This window comes from Acinetobacter sp. YZS-X1-1, from assembly GCF_000804305.1.
GTDB lineage: Bacteria > Pseudomonadota > Gammaproteobacteria > Pseudomonadales > Moraxellaceae > Acinetobacter > Acinetobacter variabilis.
The window spans coordinates 1-18,132 of the sequence record NZ_JWHB01000045.1 but is presented as its reverse complement, the minus strand read 5'-3'; the positions used below and the strand labels follow the sequence as shown (position 1 = coordinate 18,132).

The following is an 18,132-nucleotide window of genomic DNA, read 5'->3' as shown; positions in this document are numbered from 1 at the left end:
ATTATGAACAGTAAACGTCAACAGACCCTAATAATTGAATAACAAAAAATGGGAGCACCTTGCTCCCATTTTTACTATATTTTTAAAGTTAAGGACAAATCTATGAAAGCCGTATCGTATGTTATAAATAACCATGATGATTTTAAAAATTCATTGGTAGATATTGAAAAAGCTAAGCCTACGCTTAAGGAGCGTGATGTACTGGTAAAAGTTCAGGCAATTTCTGTGAACCCAGTTGATACCAAAGTGAGAAAAAATTCGTCTGAAGCAAATAATCGTATTTTAGGTTGGGATGCCGTTGGGGAAATTATCGAAGTTGGCTCAAAAGTTACCTCATTTAAAGTAGGAGATTCTGTTTGGTATGCTGGCGATTTAACCCGAGATGGTAGTAATGCTGAGTTTCAAGCAGTCGATGAACGAATTATCAGTCTTAAACCCATTACAGTATCTAATGCAGAAGCAGCAGCATTGCCATTAACTGCAATAACGGCATGGGAAATGCTGTTTGATCGGTTTCAAATTTCAGAAACAGAAATTGGCAGTATTCTAATTATTGGTGGTGCAGGCGGTGTAGGATCTATCGCTATCCAACTCCTAAAAGCAAAAACAAATCTGACCGTTATAGCAACAGCTTCACGTGAAGAAACGAAATCTTGGGTTGAATCACTGGGTGCCGACCATGTCATTGATCATAGCAAAGATTTGAATGCACAAATCGATACACTAGGCATTGAAAAACCAAAATACGTATTCTCTACAAATCATACAGAAACATATATCAAGCAAATAGTTTCTCTGATTGCACCACAAGGCAAGCTTGGATTGATCGATGATCCACAAACATTTGATATTATGCCGTTTAAGACTAAATCTATTTCTATCCATTGGGAGCTGATGTTCACCCGTTCAATGTATGAAACCGATGATATTGAAAAGCAAGGTGATCTATTGCAACAGGTTGCTCAATTAGTTGACCAGCAAAAAATTAGAAGTACCCTCAACCAAAATCTAGGCAAAATTAACGCTGCAAACTTGGAGAAGGCGCATAAGTTACTTGAATCAGGTAAGTCAAAAGGCAAAATTGTACTAGAAAACTTCTAAAACAAATTAAAGGTGAAATAATGACTATTTCAGTAATTGCGAACTTTAAGGCAAAGTCAGATCAAAAAGAGACGTTAGAAGCGCTTTTAAAAAGTGTAATAGAGCCTACGCTTCACGAAGAAGGATGCTTGAAATATGAGCTTTATATTAGCGAAAATGACTCGAGTAGATATTTCTTCTTAGAAGAATGGCGTAGCAGGGAGGATTTAGATATCCATATAGCGTCTGATTATATTCAAAGTTTATTTGGTAATATCCAATCGCTCATTGAATCCAGTGATATTGTAGAAATCAAAAAAATATAGCTGTATTCGAACGTTATGATGAAGTATTCTTCAAATTAACATAGGGACTTGGAAAGCTAACAAAAAATGGGAGCTATAAGCTCCTATTTTTTCTGATTTTTTAATAGTAACCTAGGATTCAACAAGTTATGCCCCTAAGGGGAGCCCCCATACCCTACATTTTGACAACAATGTCATCGTTTAGAGGCAGCAAATTTACGAGCATCAGTCGGTACGACTGGTGATTCATATGATATTGCTTTGGCTGAGACTGTGAATGACTTATACAAAACAGAGGTGATTGAATATTTAAAAGCAGATTGGCGAGGTTTAGCAGATGTACAACTTGCGACACTAATACTGGGTAGATTGGTTCAATAAGGAACGTTTACATAGTGCGTTAGATTATGTGTCACCTTTTGAGTTTGTGGCCTAACTTAAATAAAAAGTCTCCGACAAACCCGGTACGGTTCAATCACATGAATAGTGCTATTTTGTAGTACCAGTATTTCAATATGATGAATCAAGGTGATATTAAAAGGCTCTCCCTTTGTATATAGAAATCAGTCCTTAAAGCTGCTTAATCAACCGTCTAACTTTCGAGGATCATATCAGGTTCGGCGGACACTTACCTGTCTACACATAGAAATTGCACCAATACCAAGTGCATCAGCGACATCTGCAAACTGTTTTTATATCAGGCATTAATTGGCTACAACCTACAGACAATTGGCGTATAAAACGATGTAGGGTTTTAATTTGAGTAAAGACTGGAATCTGGGTGGGTTGACTAGATAAATATTTTCCGTAGCCTTACCCAACGTAATCTGTACATCAAATCTTTTTAATGCCTCGAAGATCGCTGCATCAGCGCCTTCTAGACAGGCTGGTATTACTTTTCCGGTCATTTGGTTTTTTCTTACTTTGGTATAAATACCATAACCCACTTTAATTAGCTCACCTTCTTGAACTAAGTTTCGCAGAGTTCTTTCAATTTGGTCATAATTTGCAATGTCATTAAAATCATTTCGCATAAATAAGTCAGTAAAACTGCTTAACTGGCCGGCATTGTGGCCGGTGTCGGGTTTTCATCATCCAATTTAGGAAGCGAGCAAATTGCGTAAAACATAGTGCAAGATCCCACCGGCCTTAAAGTATTCCACCTCATTCAAGGTATCAATACGACACAACACCTGAAAATGGCTATATGTACCATCGGTATGTTGCACTTCTACATCCAGCATTTGATGCGGATGAATATCATCCGATAATCCCAGAATTGATAGGGTTTCATGCCCGGTCAGGTTCAAGATCTGCCGGTTCTGACCCTCCACAAACTGTAAAGGTAACACTCCCATGCCGACCAGATTAGAACGGTGAATCCGCTCAAAACTTTCAGCAATCACTGCTTTCACCCCCAATAGGTTGGTGCCTTTAGCCGCCCAGTCACGTGAAGAACCGGTGCCATATTCTTTCCCGGCAATAATCACGAGTGGGGTTTGTTCTGCCTGATAGCGCATTGCCACATCATAAATCGAGAGTTTTTCTGCACTTGGAATATGCAGAGTATTGCCACCTTCCTCCCCACCCAGCATTTCGTTTTTGATGCGGATATTGGCAAAGGTGCCTCGCATCATCACCTCATGGTTGCCACGGCGGGATCCATAAGAGTTAAAGTCTTTTGCATCAATCCCCTGTTGCTGTAAATATCGTCCGGCAGGACTATCTTTTTTGATGTTGCCTGCAGGGGAAATATGGTCCGTCGTGACTGAATCTCCCAATACAGCCAAAATCCGTGCCTGTTTGATCTGCTGAATTGGTCGCACCGGCTGATCAATTTCTGCAAAAAAGGGTGGATGTCGGATATAGGTCGATTGTTCATCCCAAGTATAGGTTTGACTTTGAGGAATCTGGATCGCTTTCCACTTGGCATCACCTTCAAACACTTCCGCATATTCTTTATGGAACATCTCAGTATTCAAGTTCTGCAGTGCGGCATCAATTTCCATCTGTGTCGGCCAAATATCTTTTAAATAAACTGCTTGCCCATCAAAGCCTTCACCTATCGGCTCAGCAGTGAGATCAGTTCGAATATTCCCGACCAAACCATAGGAAACAACCAAGGGGGGAGATGCTAACCAATTGGTTTTCACCAAAGGATGCACTCGTCCTTCAAAGTTACGGTTTCCGGAAAGCACTGAGGCTACATTCAAATCGAAACATTGCACAGCTTCTTCAATCGCTTCAGGTAAAGGTCCCGAATTACCAATACAGGTGGTACAACCATAACCTACCAGGTTATAACCCAGTTGATTCAAATAAGGCGTCAACCCTGCTGCATTGAGATAATCGGTAACCACTTTGGAACCTGGAGCCAGTGAACTTTTCACCCAGGGTTTCCGCTGCAAACCTTTTTCGATTGCCTTTTTGGCCAATAGCCCTGCTGCCAACATGACACTGGGATTCGAAGTGTTGGTACAGGAGGTAATCGCTGAAATCACCACGTCACCATGCTGCAACGGATATTTTTTACCCTCAATCATACAAAAAACATTTTCATGGGGCAGGTTGGCCTGTCTCGCTTCAACAGCCGTACCTCCCCCTCCTTCATTTTCCAGACGCTCTTTTTCTTCTTTGACCGGTTTCAAGGTCAGATCCATGAGGGCATCAAAGGTTCTCGGCACTTGTGACAATAGTACACGATCCTGTGGGCGTTTCGGACCCGCCAGACTGGCTTCTACCGTCGACATATCTAAAGCCAGCGTATCTGTAAAGACGGGTTCATCCCCCGGATTGCGCCATAATCCTTGCAACTTGCTATAAGCCTCTACCAAGGCAATTCTTTCCGGCTGACGTCCTGTTAAACGTAAATAGGAAAGCGTCACCTCATCAACCGGGAAAAAGCCACAGGTAGCGCCATACTCCGGTGCCATATTGGCAATCGTGGCACGGTCCGCCAAGGGTAAATCGGCCAGGCCATCACCGTAAAATTCGACAAATTTTCCAACTACGCCTTTTTGGCGCAGCATCTGGGTAATGGTCAGCACCAGATCAGTTGCTGTAATCCCTTCTTTGAGTTTACCGGTAAGCTTAAAGCCGATCACTTCCGGAATCAGCATGGAGATCGGTTGGCCTAGCATGGCCGCTTCCGCCTCAATACCACCTACCCCCCAGCCTAACACGCCTAAGCCATTGATCATGGTGGTATGTGAATCGGTACCGACCAAGGTATCAGGAAAGGCAAAGCGCTGCCCATCGACCTCATTGCTCCAGACCACTTGTGCCAGATATTCCAGATTGACTTGGTGGCAAATCCCGGTTCCTGGCGGCACCACGCGAAACTGATTGAGTGCCGCCTGCCCCCAGCGCAGAAACTGGTAGCGTTCGCCGTTGCGTTGCATCTCAATGGTAACATTCTGCTCAAAAGCTTGCGGGCTGGCAAAGTAATCGACCATTACCGAGTGATCGATGACTAAATCCACCGGTGACAACGGATTAATTTTTTCCGGATCACCGCCGGCTTTGGCCACTGCTGCACGCATTGCAGCAAGATCAATCACTGCAGGAACACCGGTAAAATCCTGCATCAGCACCCGTGCCGGACGATACTGGATTTCCTGTTCTGAAGTTCGGTCGTTAAGCCATCCTGCCAAGGCATGAATATGTTCGGTCTTCACCGTGAGCTGATCTTCAAAACGTAATAAATTTTCCAGCAAGACCTTTAAAGATTTGGGCAGCCGGGACAGGTCGCCCAACTGCACTTGCAATTTGGATAGGTTGAAAATCTGATAGTGTTCTGAACCGACGGTTAATGTTTCTAAGGTATTAAAACTATTGATATCAGTATACTTGGCCATCTAGCTTCCCTCCTGCTTGAGCTGTTATTTTTATGATCACAGTCAACCACTTCTTTACTTACTGTATGCTAACTGAGCGGTGGGTTTGTTATTATTTATTATCGGATTGCGCTAGCCAGTTAAATGCAAGGCTGCCAGGGGCATTTTTCCAGAGAGTTGCCGACATTTCAAATCTGGCATCAACAACGTTTCTGCCCATCCTAAGGACATAAGCTAAATTGACCAGCGTATTACTTTGTTCTGTGTCTATAAACGTCGAAGTTTCTCTAATTCTTCGATTAAATCCAACATCATGGCTACAGCAGTAAAACTTGCATCAAAATCACGCTGTAAACGATACGCTTTTTGTGCACGTGCCACATCATCCACTAAAAAATATAAATCTGATGCATTTACGCGATTCGGCAAAATATCGTATTCAATCAGTTGCAGAATCCATTCAGGACTTTGACCACAAACTTGAGCAAAACTATTTAAATCATAACGTTGTTGCTCATCTACAACTTCTGCCTGTTGGACATCTTCTAAGACCACCTCATAATATTTAACTGTCGTCATAATTTTACTCCTTATGATGATCTCGGCTTAAATTTGGAGAATGCTGCTGCAAATGCTTCATAAGCCTGTTGTTCTTGTTCGGTTTGTGCAGGTGGTTGCACAATATCGAGGATGAGGAATAAATGCCCTGCATCTTTAGCAGGAATCCCCTGATTTTTTAAACGTAATTGTTGACCTGTTTTGGCATTTTTTGGAATTTGAATATTGAGTTGTTTACCATTGGGTAAGCTTGCCGTAATCGATTGTCCAAGTGCTGCTTCCCATGGACTAATCTTCAGATGATGATAGACATCCGCGTTTTCAGCATAAGTTGAATCTGTAGCTTTGTATTGGATTTCAATATACAGATCACCATTTTCACCCCCATGAATACCCGGTTGCCCCTGTCCGGTTAAACGAATTTTTTGCCCTGCTTTCATGCCTTTTGGAATTTTAATTTTTAAGACTTTACGCTGTACTTCTGCTTGCCCGTACGCATTGATAGTTGGAATCTGTAAAGTGACATCTTGAGTTGCACCATGGAATGCAACATCCAAATCTACTTCTAGAGTCGCGTGTTGATCATCACCTCTATAGGATGCTCGACCCTGATAACGCTGTTCATTGAAACCACCAAAACCGCCACCAAAGCGACCAAACAAGTCTTCAAACCCTGTAAAATCCTGTCCGCCCATATTTGAATAATATTGATGAGCATCCCTACCCTGGCTATTCTGTGGATGGTCTAATTCAAAATCATATTCTGCTTTTTTTTCATCATTACTTAACACATCGTAAGCAATGTTTAACTGTTGCATATGCTCTTCTGCATCAGCTTCTTTACTGACATCGGGATGATATTTTCTGGCAAGTTTACGATAAGCTTTTTTAATTTGCTCAACAGTTGCATCTCGAGGTACACCTAATATTTCATAATAATTCTTGGTCATCTCTGCCCTATTGGTGGTTTATGTTTTATTCATTATTCAATTTTTTTATAGCTAAGAAAACCTTTTAAAGATTTTTCTTGTTATAAATTATTTCTTTTACACAAGAAATAATTCTTTAAAATCATAGGATAATCTATATTTTTCTGACGACAGCCGCTAAATAATCTTGTCTTTTTTGAATTAGCCTGTTCGAAATCATGATTAGGATCAGTCTGCCTTTTGGTAGATAGCGCAAAATGGCTCATTTCAGGCGGTTATTTTTATCCTGCTGATCATGATCATTTTCGCGGCGGCTGGCGCATATGGGGTTGAAAACAAGGCGCAACCGGAAGTCTTTAGCTTTATCCCTGCATCCTGGTTGCCTAGTGATTAAAGATAATGAACAACAACTTACAGCCGAGGATATCCAACATTTAGGACAACGCTTCTGGCGCAAATCTGCTCCGCAGCACGGCCATGGTCTGGGACTGACATTAACCGCTAACCTGTTAAAACAATATGGTTATCTGCTCTCTTTTAATGCCCGACGGCCCTATGGGCTTCGCATTGAAATCAAGTGCGGCGTGTCTAAGCGTGACCTGCAAGCTTAGGAATATCCAGCCATACGGCTGTTGGAAAATACTGGGGCAGATACTCCTTTAAATATTGAATAGTATCCATCGCAATCGTTTGGTCCTGATGGTCATCAGTATGGTTAAATGCCACAGCATGAAGTGTGACTTTACGCTGTTTGAGTAGCTCCAGGCTCAGTAAAGTATGATTAATACTGCCCAGACGGCCTGAAGTTACCAGAATGACCGGATAATCGTGCGCTGCAATATAATCGATTGTCAGCATGTCCCGGGTCAGCGGCACCATTAATCCGCCTGCCCCTTCAAGCAAAACCCGGTCATAACGCTCGGCCAGTATAGTGGCTGCCTGCTGAATTTTTTCGAAATCGATTGAACGCCGATCCAGTTCAGATGCCAGATGCGGTGAGGCTGGATAGCTAAAAATTTCTGGCATGGTCAGCTTGTCATGATCTTCAGGCAGCAGTCCACACCCCATGATCATCCTGTGCTGCTCAATATCTTCTGAAACATCCACATTGCCAGTTTGAATCAGCTTTTGGGTAATGGTTCGAATCCCCTGTTCATTCCAGCTTCTGGCTAAAAAACCGGTGGCATAGGTCTTACCAATAGCGGTATCAATGCCGCTGACAAAATAGATTTTCAAACTCATAGAGCCTTCCGTGCAATCAGGTAAATGGGATGGTAAGTCAAAGGATAACCCTCTGTTTCCGGGATCTGGAATTGAGCATAATGGTGCTCGAACTGCGCAAGTGAGCTTTTGCTCCAACGAAAACCCTGAGCCGTTGCCTGCACACCGGTAGATTTCATGTGTTTTAACACATCTCTAGGCTGGGCAAAGTTGAGTTGGATCCGTTCTTCATTTGCCATCAGCAGTTCAAAGCCCTGTGCCTGCAAGATATTTGCTACAGTTTCCAGTGGTAAATAATCCAGACCCTGTCCTGTTAATGCTTTAATTTCTTTTAAATTGTCTTCTGCATAACTGGCAAAACAGAAGTATCCTGATGGGTTCAAGGCATTGGCCACTTTTCGGATTAAGGCTGGTAGCTCCTGAATCCACTGCAAGGCTGAACAGGACACCACCAAGTCTAAAGACTGCGGTAATGGCAACTGTTCGATATCGCCTATACCCCAGATGAATTGCTCAGTTTCAGGAAAATGCTGTTTCACTTCAGGATAAAGATCATTTAAAAACAACTGATCAACCTCATAATGCTGTAAAAAAGCATGGCTAAACAGACCTGAACCACAACCAATTTCTAGCGCACGTTGCATATGTGGTTGGGGAATATACTGTTGCATTAAATGAAGTAAATGTTGAGCGACATGGTGCTGTGCTACGGCATGCTGATCATAACTGTGCTGAGCCTGAGCAAATCGTTGTGCAACCAGTGTGTTGTTCATGGCTGATACTGCTCCAGTACACTAAAACAGTGCTGAATTTCCTGATTCTTTATTCCGTGATGCAAACATATCCGCAGTCGTGACGAGTTTTTGGGAACAGTGGGTGGACGTACAGGCAATACATAAAAACCATGATCTTGCAAATAGGCTGCTGAAGCTACGGTCTGATGCGTATCTCCAATAATGACCGGAATAATCTGGGAACTTGACGGACAGTCATAACCCAGATTTTTTACTGCCTGCTGACTGTATTGTGATAATGCAGTTAACGATTGACGTTCTGCCTGTAAGCCCTGTTGATGCTGAAAGATAAAATTTGTCCAAGCCATACAGATGGGAGGTTGGGCCGTACTGAAAATGAGCGGGCGCATTGAATTAATCAAATATTCCTGGATTATCGGTTCGCAGACCAAATAGCCACCAACCGAAGCAAGCGCTTTACCAAAGGTACCTACCAGGAAGTCGATATCCCCTATCACATTGTATTGCTCGGCACAGCCCAGTCCACGTAAACCGCGTACGCCTACCGCATGCGCTTCATCAACATACAGCATGACTTTAGGATGCTGTTTTTTTAGCGCCACCAAAGCAGTTAAATCGGTTTCATCCCCATCCATACTAAAAATGGATTCTGTGACGACAATGATACGTTCAATCGACTCATCCGAATGATATTTCAATAAAAGTTGTGCCAAGTGATCTAAATCATTATGCCGATATCGCACATAATTCGCTTTAGATAAACGGATACCATCAATCATACTGGCATGAACCAGTTTATCAGCAATGATTTGGGTTTTACTGTCTGCAAGCGCAGGTAAAATCCCGATATTCATATGATAGCCGCTATTAAACAGCAGTACCACACGGCCAAAGGCTTGCGACATGTTATGTTCAAGCTGTTCATAAGCGGGAAAATTTCCAGTCAGCAATCGGGAGGAGCTGGCACTCATCTGCCGTTCAGAAACAGGAGTCATATCAAAAAATGCTTCCCGTAAATCCATTTGGCTGGCAAGACCCAGATAATCATTCGATGCCAGATTCAACATGTTTTTGCCGTTGAGTTCAAAATGGGCAGCACTGGTAATGTTGGATTTAAACTCGCGGTATTGCCCTTGTTGCTTTAATACATCAAGTTGCTGTGCAAAATGTTCGAGGTGATTCATGCTGCAAGCTCCAGGTGCTGAATCATAGCGATCATATGTTCCAGCAATGTCTGCAATTCGGCTGTAGAAATAATAAAAGGTGGCATGACATACACCAGTCTGCCAAATGGACGAATCCATACACCACGACGAACACATTCTGCCTGGAATTCAGCCAGATTCACTGCCTGATGCAGCTCAACCACTCCAATTGCCCCAAGCACCCGCACATCTTTGACTACAGGATGCCCATCTAAAACATACAAAGTACTTAATTGCTGTTCAATACGCTGAATATTGGCTTGCCAGTCCTGTGCCAGTAAAAGCTGGATACTTTTTACTGCAACTGCACACGCCAACGGATTGGCCATAAAGGTCGGGCCGTGCATAAAAACGCCCGCTTCCCCCCGAGAAATGGTCTCTGCAACCTGCCTAGTGGTGAGCGTAGCAGACAATGTCATATAGCCACCGGTCAGGGCTTTACCTAAACAAAGTATGTCAGGGATGATATCGGCATGCTCATAGGCAAATAGCTTACCAGTGCGTCCAAAACCTGTCGCAATCTCATCCAGAATCAGGAGTATATCGTATTGCTTACACAAAGCTTTGGCTTGGCGTAAGTATTCAGGATGATAAAAACGCATCCCTCCCGCACCCTGAACAATCGGCTCAATAATCATGGCTGCAATCTGCTCATGCTTTTCTGCCAGTAACTGTTTCAGTGGCTGGATATCCTGCTCCTGCCATTCGCCATTGAAGCGACTTTCAGGTGCAGGAACAAAATATCGATTAGGCAGGCTTGAACCGAAGATTTGATGCATACCCGTGACGGGATCGCAAACTGACATCGCGTTCCATGTATCACCATGGTAGCCCGAACGTGTCGTGACAAAATTACTTTTTTCCGGTTGACCTTGGGCATGCCAATATTGCACCGCCATTTTCAAGGCAACTTCTACAGCAACCGAACCGGAATCAGCAAAAAAGACTTTATCAAGCTCAGATGCCGTAATCTCCAGCAGGATTTTCGCAAGTTCAATGGCAGGCTGATGGGTCAATCCGCCAAACATCACGTGTGACATCTTATTCAGCTGCTCAATGGCGGCCTGATTCAGCTCAGGATGACTGTAGCCATGAATCGTACACCACCAGGAGGACATCCCATCAATCAGCGCCCTGCCATCTTCCAGATAGATCTGGGCACCGCTGGCGCTAGCGACCGGATAACATGGCAAGGGGGCAGTCATTGAGGTATAAGGATGCCAAATATGCTCTTGATCAAAAGCGTCAAACACAAAATTCATCCTGAAAAATTGTGGAAATATCGATCTTAGCCTGCTCAGTTGAAAATGCAAATGACTGAACTCTCTATCTTGCTGAAGCAACTGATAAATCATCCAGAAAATCCAGAATAGGTGTTAGCACCAATTCTGTATCGAACAGGATTGCATCATGTGCGGCCTCGATTTCTTTGACTTTGATTAAACTTTGTTGATAAAAGACAGGTTCTATGGAAACTTGGCAAGGAACTAGTGAATCTTGATTTGAAAATATAAACAGTATCTTCGTTGAACAGGTTTTTAATATCTCTACCAAATCTAATTGTTTTAAAAGATAAAGATGCTTTTCTTGATGATTTAAATCAATTAAAGACAGTTTGGATTGTAAATATTTTACCCGTTGCCGTGCATCCTTCGCTCCCATACAGACGAGATGACAAAAACGTTTCAATGTCGTTAACATGTCTAGTCGGGCGGCCTGGAGAAACTGTTCAAAATCAGTTTCAGGCATTGCTTGTTGCCAATCTTTATTGGCAACAAAACAAGGATTGGACATACAGGCAATGACAGGCTTTGCTACTCGTGTCTGCTGAAAGATTTCATTCGCCAAATATATGGCCAATTGTCCTCCTAAAGACCAGCCTATGAGCACATCATAATCTTGTGCGAGCTTTATCTTTTCCTGCAGGGTCACCGCATCAAAGGGGTCAAAAATATCAGAGGTTGCTACTGTATGATCTGTCCTGAGTTTTTCAGAAAATTCTTTCAGGACGGTTGTCCCCAGTCCCCAGCCTGCAATCAATAATATATTCATCTGCTATTCCCTGTGAAAATACATTAGGCCTTCAAGCCATAAAATTTCTCGGCTAAAAATTATTGCTTTTCAAAAAAGCATGAAAATACTTTTAACCAAAAAAGAAAAAAGTGCCTGTCTTAACGCTAATAACCCAACGCCTAGATCTTTGTACGAATAAAGCGACCTAGGCCATGTCCTCTTTATTCACAATTCGGCAAGTTAGCCGATAGCTACAAGAAAAAACTGCTATCTCAGGCTGAAAAACGGGATAGTAAGAATATTCACATCGTGACCAGAACATTTAAGCCATATTCATATATAAGACAATCACACATCATGTTGTATCTTACGACTTATGACATACGGTTATGTCTTTAATCTCAAGAATAAATCTCTATACTTGAATAAATAATAATGGCATATGAAATTAATCATAATGCTTTATATTAAAAATAATTTTTATTCTTTCTATACAAAAAATATTATTACTTTAAACTCTGAAAAACAAATATATATTTTTCATACATTATTCATGTAATTATTTCATTAACATCCTAAATTATTACTTTAAATAATTATTTTAATGGAAAAAAATTGGTTAGTAAGGACAAATCAAACTATTACCTTTTTGCCCATGGTTATAGTTATATTTATAGGACTAATTGGCTATGAATGGGTACGTACAGAACTGGTCGGAAGCTGGATTCTTTTAATTGGCTTTATTCTACTGGGACGCTTTTTAAATGTAGTTCAGTCCGTTGTACTGAGTATTGTCATTTTTATTACTCTTTTTATTTATATTTTATTTAATGTCCAGGCTGATAGCATGGATATCAATACTCGCTTCTTGCAGCTTTTTATTCTACCTTTAGCGCCACTTCTACTCAGTATTTACTATGAAATGATGTCGACCAACAGGCAAACCGACAATTTACTAGATACTTATCGTAAAAACCTGACCCATAAAACATTACCCATCAGTACTTATTTCTATACCCAAACTCAAGTTCAGGATATGTTAAATCTGAATCTGATTCCTCAATATGATGAAATTTATATAGAAATTACCAACCACAATTTATTAAGAGATATGTTGCAGGTGGATGAACTAAAACTGTTGCAACAAAAAATTATCCATGTGCTGGAAAGTAAGTTCGAAGTTCCTCATTTTTCCTTTACTGATAGCCGGCTCTCGGTCTTGCGCGTAATTATGATTGCCGATCGAGAATCTACTATTTCCAAACAACTGATTGAAAAACTCAGACAGATTGAACTGATTAAAACAGAGATTACTCATTTACCCCATCATCAGGGCCGACCCTCCTTGGAGGAACGCCTATGAGTCATATTTTGCATGTCTGCGGTCTGATCGTTTCAGTCAATACACTGCCTGACCCGGTACTGAGTTCTTATTATCAACAATATTATCAATGTGAGCTTAAAACAGTCGATTCGGTTCAGCAGCAAGATTCCTTAGATATTAAGCAAATTCCAGCCTATTTCCCAGCTCCCAGGAAGTTATGGCCGGTATTTAGCTTTGATCAAATACACTACGAAACTTATCAAAACATGAAAAATCAGGGTATTAAACCGGGTTTAATCATTCCTGAAAATTTCATGAAACCGTCAATCTACTTTCAGATCAAACAGGAGGTTTCGGAAGGTGCTATCCCGATTCTTGATCTAAGCAGTATCGAACCGAATCGTTTTCGCGGACTTGCGACCCTCGCCACCAGTGCAGGTCTACGTCCCATGGCTGCCTATATACAGGATGGCTGGAATCCGAATCTAAAAACTTTACCTGCGGGACTTTACATTGTTCAGGCCAATCCAGGACAACTGCCTTTACCCGCCCGTTTAATTCAATCTGGTCAGCAACAATTTTACACCGCCTACCCACAAACTGCTTTCAATGGTACCGGAATTATCCTGAATCCTCAGGGGCCACTTGCCGAAAATGAGATTGATTATCCTGAATTGGGAATTTCCTGGACCTTTTTAAATACACGCTTTGACAGCCAACTGAACCGGGTGCATACCAATCCACTCGGCTATGTCTTGCTCTCAGCAGGAATCGTAATCTTGCCATTACATCTGGTACTCTCGACCCATTACCCTAATTTATTAAGCTTCTGGGGTACCTCAACTTCCTGGGCATCCGTTGTTGTGATCGTTATCTTAATGCTCATCCTCCTGATCACCATGTTATGGCGGAGGTTCAAAAAATCATGAGCATGATCGATATTCTGTTTATTACCGGCTTTATCGGGATCTGGATTCCACAGGCCTTTTGGGCCTGGCTCAGCTTTTCTGCCTGGCGCTATTCGATTCGTGCCAGTCAGGAACTGACCAATTTACCAATACCTGAACGTTGGCCCATGCTGAGTGTGCTGGTGCCGGCATATAACGAAGCACTGGTGATTGAAGATACCTTACGCTCTCTAGCTGCACAGGATTATCCGGCTGAAAGTTATGAAGTACTGCTAATTAATGATGCCTCCAAAGACAATACCCAGGAAATTGCCGATCGTATGGCAGCCGAATTTCCAGTCATTCGGGTCATCAATGTGCCTAAAGGTCAAGGTGGTAAAGGTAAATCCAGAACTTTGAATAACGGACTCAAACACGCCCGCGGAGAATTGATTACGGTTTATGATGCGGACAGTACGCCAGAGCCGGATTGTGTACGGCTGATTGCCCAGACCTTGCTGGCAGATTCTAGTTTGGTCGCAGTGAATGGCAAAGTCCGTACCCGCAACTGGAAAGACAGCCCCCTTAGTACCTTTATCGCTATCGAGTTTATCTATTTTCAGTGGATTTTTCAGGGTGGACGCTGGCTGCGTTTCCGTCTTTCCACCCTAATGGGAACCAATTATGTGATCTGGCGAGATGCACTCGATATTCTAGGCGGATTTGACGAAAAATCCTTGGTCGATGATACCGAAATGAGTTACCGGATTTTTCTAGGACATAAACGGATTAAATGGGTGCCTTATGCCGTAGGCTGGCAACAGGATCCGGGCGACCTGAATATTTTTATCAAACAACGCTCGCGTTGGACTCAAGGTAACTTTTATGTAACCCGTAAATATTTAAGAACAGCGCTCCGGCATCCTTTTCCAATCGGAATGGAGATCGGCAACAATATTATGTGTTACATCATTTTTGTGCCAGCCCTGTTCTTAAGTCATATGACGCTGGTGGTTGGCCTACTCGGTATTGATGGCACCACGATTCCCGGCCCATTTACCTTACTCTTCATTTTGGCGTTTATTCTTTATCTGGTCCAGATCTGGTTCACCCTCAGTCTGGAAAAAGAAGTGCCTAAACGATTTTACTTCTATGCCTTTATTGCCTATTTCACCTATTCACAAATCTTTCTCCTGATTGTCTTTAAAGCTGCCTGGGACATGTTAAAAGGCAAAATCAAAGGTGAAGGAATTACCTGGTACAAGACAGAACGAAAGAAGGAAAAAAAATGATCATGCACATAAAAACAGCTCCTTTGAGATTAATGTCTTCACTTATCTTGGCATTGTCTAGTGCACATCTCTATGCGGCCATCTGGAAGCTTGATGATGTAGTTGCGCGGCATGTAGAGCAAACTACGCCTTACTTTTTTTATGTTGGAAAAGGTGAAAGCTGGCAGGATGTTCAGTTCAGCAGTCAGTTCAATGTACAGGGTAGCAGTACGGTGATTGTCCGGTATGACAATCAGCTGATTCATCAACAAAATTTGAGTGGTAAAGGCACATTAAATTTTAGCCTCCCCCCTGCCGATAGCGGTTTTCATCGGCTGGATATCAGTATTTTACAAAAACCAGGACCTGGACAAAGTACTGCCAATATTTGTCTTGAATCAAGCAATTTACAGACTACCTTGACTCAACCAAATCTGAGTTATCAATCGCAGCGTAACAGCATGCAGCTGAATCAACTCCCGGATGTCCTGTTCAATAGTCAATTGAACCGACCAGAACCAGTACAGGCACTGCTAGGTTTTAATACGGCAAATTTCCTGGAAGCCACCATGATGAGTAGGCTGGCAACTGCCTGGAATTTTGCGACACCTGTGCAATGGCGGTTAAATACCACTCCTGAATCAGCACCTGATTTCATGATCAATATTCAGCGTTCGGCCGCAAAATTACCCGCAGCACGGATGAGTCTAAATCAGGTCAACCAGGTACCAAGTCTGACGATTGAATACTCTTCAGAATCCCAATTATTGATGGCCGTCAATGCCCTGCTCAATCAACAATATCTAGCACAACTAAATACTGCAACAGCGAGTTTAAATGGCCCTGTCGCGCGACCAAACTGGGCCAGTGTACGCCGTTTTGAAAGCTTGGCCGATCTGGGCATTTCCGATTTCAAACTCGGCAATACTCCCAAAAATATTTCACTGGTCTTTCCTGCTGTTTGGGAAGTTACGGATATTTTAAAGGGTCAGCTTAATTTCCGTTCGCAAAGCGGACTCTTACAAGGCTCGACCTTACAAGTTTGGCTCAATGAAGTACTCGCAGGTAGTACCAGTCTGGCAAAACTGGATTCCAGCCCGGTTGAGCGGCAGTTTGAATTTGTAGGTGCAGATTATCCCTATACCAACAGCTTTAACATGACGGTGAGTAATAACCAGTTAAATAGCAATAATTGTCTACCTAATGCGGGTAATGCCTTATGGATTGATGCTAAAAAATCCAAGCTTAGTCTGCCTTACCAGATGAAACAGGGAGTTATCAGCCTGTCTACAGTTTTTGACAAGACTCCTGAAATTGCCATGAATACGCCTGTAGCCACCCCCATCGCGATCAGCCTGGCTCAAGTTGCCAAGAACATGCTGCTCAGTAATGATCCAATTGGTCTGAATATCACCCAGCTGAATCCAAGTACACCTAAAACTATTAATATCCTGCTGAATGCCCAGCGTTATCAATCCGAATTGCAAAAATACAGTCAGATTCTTTACTTACCTACTACCGCAAATGGTAGTTTGATCACCGTCATAAACGGGAATTTCTGGATTTATAGCGACAACAACCTCGGGGTAGAAAATTTTGCCCGCTTCTGGCCGCAAATCCAGCAGAAAATCCCGAACAATACTGCGGCCTTGTTTATTTCTGCCCAAGGGCAAATTACCGTACTTAGTCAAACCGCTATAGAAAAAGCAGAAACCCCGATAATTGAACAGATTTCCATGCGAACTATTGCTATTATTCTAGTGATTGTTGCTGCGCTTATTATAGGGCTGCTGTTCTGGCGCAGAACCCGTAAGGCACAAAAAACCAAAGAAGAATAATGATGAAAAAATACCTAATTTTAGGCTTACTGGTGTTACTGGCACTTCCTGCCTTGGCTTTTACTGGCTCTGCCTTTTTTATGGCACGTGCAGATGCTAAAGCGGTAACAGCGCCTAAAATTGAGGGTATTTTCTGGCAGGTTGACCAGATGAGTCACGCCTCCGGTAACTGGCACTTATTAGGCATCGATACCTTAGTCACTCAATGGAGTATTGTAGACGGACGCTCCTTTTTTAAAGAAATCCCCGGAGCCCAATGGCAACATCAGCCGGACTGGAATACGATTGCCGAACAACCCTGGTCCAAGCAGGTTATCCTAGGTCTGGCAGGGATTTTTCAGGAACCTGTGGCACGTGAAAATATTGACCAACTCTTTTTACAATCCCAACAGATTATTGAAACGTCTCTTCCAGTTCAGCCTGCTGCTTATTATTTTCCTGTAGAAGCTGATCCAAGCTGGCATGGAGTTGCCAATCTGGCACGTTATGTTGCCGAATTCCAGCGACCAGTCTGGATCAGCATTTATAGTGCAGACCGCAAATCACGGTTTTTACATTATTGGCTTGAAAGCTGGTTGCCTGATAATGCCCAAGTCTTTTTTCAGGATGGCGTCGGTGTGGGCACGCGTAGTCCCGAAGAAGCGGCGGTGATTTATCAAAATCTTAAACATCAGGTTGGTAACAAAAGAGTTGTGATTATTCTCGAAGCTTTCCGGCCTAAACCGGAAGGCGGCTTTCGTGCAGCTTATCCTTGGGAAATTGCAAAACAGTTGAAAGCTTATGCTGGAGAGCGTGTCTATATTTTTGACGGTCCACATTATTTAAATAAAGCCAGTGTGCTCTGGCTTTATTTGTGGATGAAAATCAATTACTAGGGTTTGTTGACATTTACTGTTCATAATTAACCCTA

At 42.5% G+C, this 18,132-nt stretch carries 16 protein-coding genes and 3 pseudogenes; 10 read left to right on the top strand and 9 right to left on the bottom strand.

Annotated features, from left to right (window positions below; translation table 11 throughout):
* The first annotated feature begins 102 nt into the window (after positions 1-102).
* The 3 genes and pseudogenes from RJ01_RS14975 to RJ01_RS16010 all read left to right on the top strand — a co-directional run.
* The gene (locus RJ01_RS14975; protein ID WP_004812129.1) at positions 103-1,101 is read left to right on the top strand and encodes a zinc-binding alcohol dehydrogenase family protein; all 999 of its coding nucleotides are present in this window, start codon (positions 103-105) and stop codon (positions 1,099-1,101) included.
* Between the two features lie 20 nt (positions 1,102-1,121).
* The gene (locus RJ01_RS14970; protein ID WP_004281848.1) at positions 1,122-1,406 is read left to right on the top strand and encodes a putative quinol monooxygenase; all 285 of its coding nucleotides are present in this window, start codon (positions 1,122-1,124) and stop codon (positions 1,404-1,406) included.
* Positions 1,407-1,580: 174 nt separating this feature from the next.
* A pseudogene (locus RJ01_RS16010) lies at positions 1,581-1,821 on the top strand (integrase core domain-containing protein); the annotation flags it as partial.
* Positions 1,822-2,104: 283 nt separating this feature from the next.
* On the opposite strand, the gene RJ01_RS14965 reads toward RJ01_RS16010, so the two are convergent.
* From RJ01_RS14965 to RJ01_RS14950, 4 genes are all read right to left on the bottom strand, one after another.
* On the bottom strand, positions 2,105-2,419 hold the full coding sequence (locus RJ01_RS14965) for a DUF6088 family protein (protein WP_034171665.1): 315 nt from the start codon (positions 2,417-2,419) through the stop codon (positions 2,105-2,107).
* A 66-nt stretch (positions 2,420-2,485) separates the two neighbouring features.
* Positions 2,486-5,242: an aconitate hydratase AcnA gene (gene acnA / locus RJ01_RS14960; RefSeq protein WP_034171664.1), complete on the bottom strand. Its 2,757-nt coding sequence runs from the start codon at positions 5,240-5,242 to the stop codon at positions 2,486-2,488.
* Positions 5,243-5,488: 246 nt separating this feature from the next.
* On the bottom strand, positions 5,489-5,800 hold the full coding sequence (locus RJ01_RS14955; RefSeq protein ID WP_034171663.1) for a chaperone modulator CbpM: 312 nt from the start codon (positions 5,798-5,800) through the stop codon (positions 5,489-5,491).
* An 11-nt stretch (positions 5,801-5,811) separates the two neighbouring features.
* The gene (locus tag RJ01_RS14950) at positions 5,812-6,729 is read right to left on the bottom strand and encodes a DnaJ C-terminal domain-containing protein (protein ID WP_034171662.1); all 918 of its coding nucleotides are present in this window, start codon (positions 6,727-6,729) and stop codon (positions 5,812-5,814) included.
* A 232-nt stretch (positions 6,730-6,961) separates the two neighbouring features.
* On the opposite strand from RJ01_RS14950, the pseudogene RJ01_RS16675 reads away from it, so the two are divergent.
* Together RJ01_RS16675 and RJ01_RS14945 are read left to right on the top strand one after the other, a co-directional pair.
* A pseudogene (locus RJ01_RS16675) lies at positions 6,962-7,084 on the top strand (ion transporter); the annotation flags it as partial.
* A pseudogene (locus RJ01_RS14945) lies at positions 7,071-7,319 on the top strand (ATP-binding protein); the annotation flags it as partial. The pseudogenes RJ01_RS16675 and RJ01_RS14945, both read left to right, overlap by 14 nt.
* Here the strand turns inward: RJ01_RS14945 and bioD are convergent.
* From bioD to RJ01_RS14920, 5 genes are all read right to left on the bottom strand, one after another.
* Positions 7,297-7,950, bottom strand: coding sequence for a dethiobiotin synthase (bioD, locus tag RJ01_RS14940; RefSeq protein WP_004780106.1), 654 nt, complete (start codon positions 7,948-7,950; stop codon positions 7,297-7,299). The pseudogene RJ01_RS14945 and the gene bioD sit on opposite strands and share 23 nt — an antisense overlap.
* On the bottom strand, positions 7,947-8,702 hold the full coding sequence (gene bioC / locus RJ01_RS14935; RefSeq protein ID WP_004812119.1) for a malonyl-ACP O-methyltransferase BioC: 756 nt from the start codon (positions 8,700-8,702) through the stop codon (positions 7,947-7,949). The genes bioD and bioC overlap by 4 nt, the downstream gene beginning before the upstream one ends.
* Positions 8,699-9,868, bottom strand: coding sequence for an 8-amino-7-oxononanoate synthase (locus tag RJ01_RS14930; protein ID WP_004812117.1), 1,170 nt, complete (start codon positions 9,866-9,868; stop codon positions 8,699-8,701). The genes bioC and RJ01_RS14930 overlap by 4 nt, the downstream gene beginning before the upstream one ends.
* On the bottom strand, positions 9,865-11,142 hold the full coding sequence (gene bioA / locus RJ01_RS14925) for an adenosylmethionine--8-amino-7-oxononanoate transaminase (RefSeq protein ID WP_034171666.1): 1,278 nt from the start codon (positions 11,140-11,142) through the stop codon (positions 9,865-9,867). Before bioA ends, RJ01_RS14930 begins: the two co-directional genes overlap by 4 nt.
* Before the next feature lie 73 nt (positions 11,143-11,215).
* Complete coding sequence (locus tag RJ01_RS14920; RefSeq protein WP_034171660.1) at positions 11,216-11,941, bottom strand: alpha/beta hydrolase; 726 nt, start codon at positions 11,939-11,941, stop codon at positions 11,216-11,218.
* A 565-nt stretch (positions 11,942-12,506) separates the two neighbouring features.
* Here RJ01_RS14920 and RJ01_RS14915 point away from each other — a divergent pair.
* The 5 genes from RJ01_RS14915 to RJ01_RS14895 are packed head-to-tail and all read left to right on the top strand — an operon-like array spanning position 12,507 to position 18,097.
* On the top strand, positions 12,507-13,265 hold the full coding sequence (locus RJ01_RS14915) for a hypothetical protein (RefSeq protein WP_004780115.1): 759 nt from the start codon (positions 12,507-12,509) through the stop codon (positions 13,263-13,265).
* On the top strand, positions 13,262-14,155 hold the full coding sequence (locus RJ01_RS14910; protein WP_034171659.1) for a hypothetical protein: 894 nt from the start codon (positions 13,262-13,264) through the stop codon (positions 14,153-14,155). Before RJ01_RS14915 ends, RJ01_RS14910 begins: the two co-directional genes overlap by 4 nt.
* Positions 14,152-15,405 (top strand): glycosyltransferase, encoded by a 1,254-nt coding sequence (locus tag RJ01_RS14905; protein WP_034171658.1) that lies wholly within the window; start codon positions 14,152-14,154, stop codon positions 15,403-15,405. Before RJ01_RS14910 ends, RJ01_RS14905 begins: the two co-directional genes overlap by 4 nt.
* On the top strand, positions 15,402-17,222 hold the full coding sequence (locus RJ01_RS14900; RefSeq protein WP_034171657.1) for a hypothetical protein: 1,821 nt from the start codon (positions 15,402-15,404) through the stop codon (positions 17,220-17,222). Before RJ01_RS14905 ends, RJ01_RS14900 begins: the two co-directional genes overlap by 4 nt.
* A complete protein-coding gene (locus tag RJ01_RS14895; protein WP_034171656.1) occupies positions 17,222-18,097 on the top strand; it encodes a hypothetical protein in 876 nt (291 codons plus the stop codon). The genes RJ01_RS14900 and RJ01_RS14895 overlap by 1 nt, the downstream gene beginning before the upstream one ends.
* Positions 18,098-18,132: the final 35 nt, after the last annotated feature.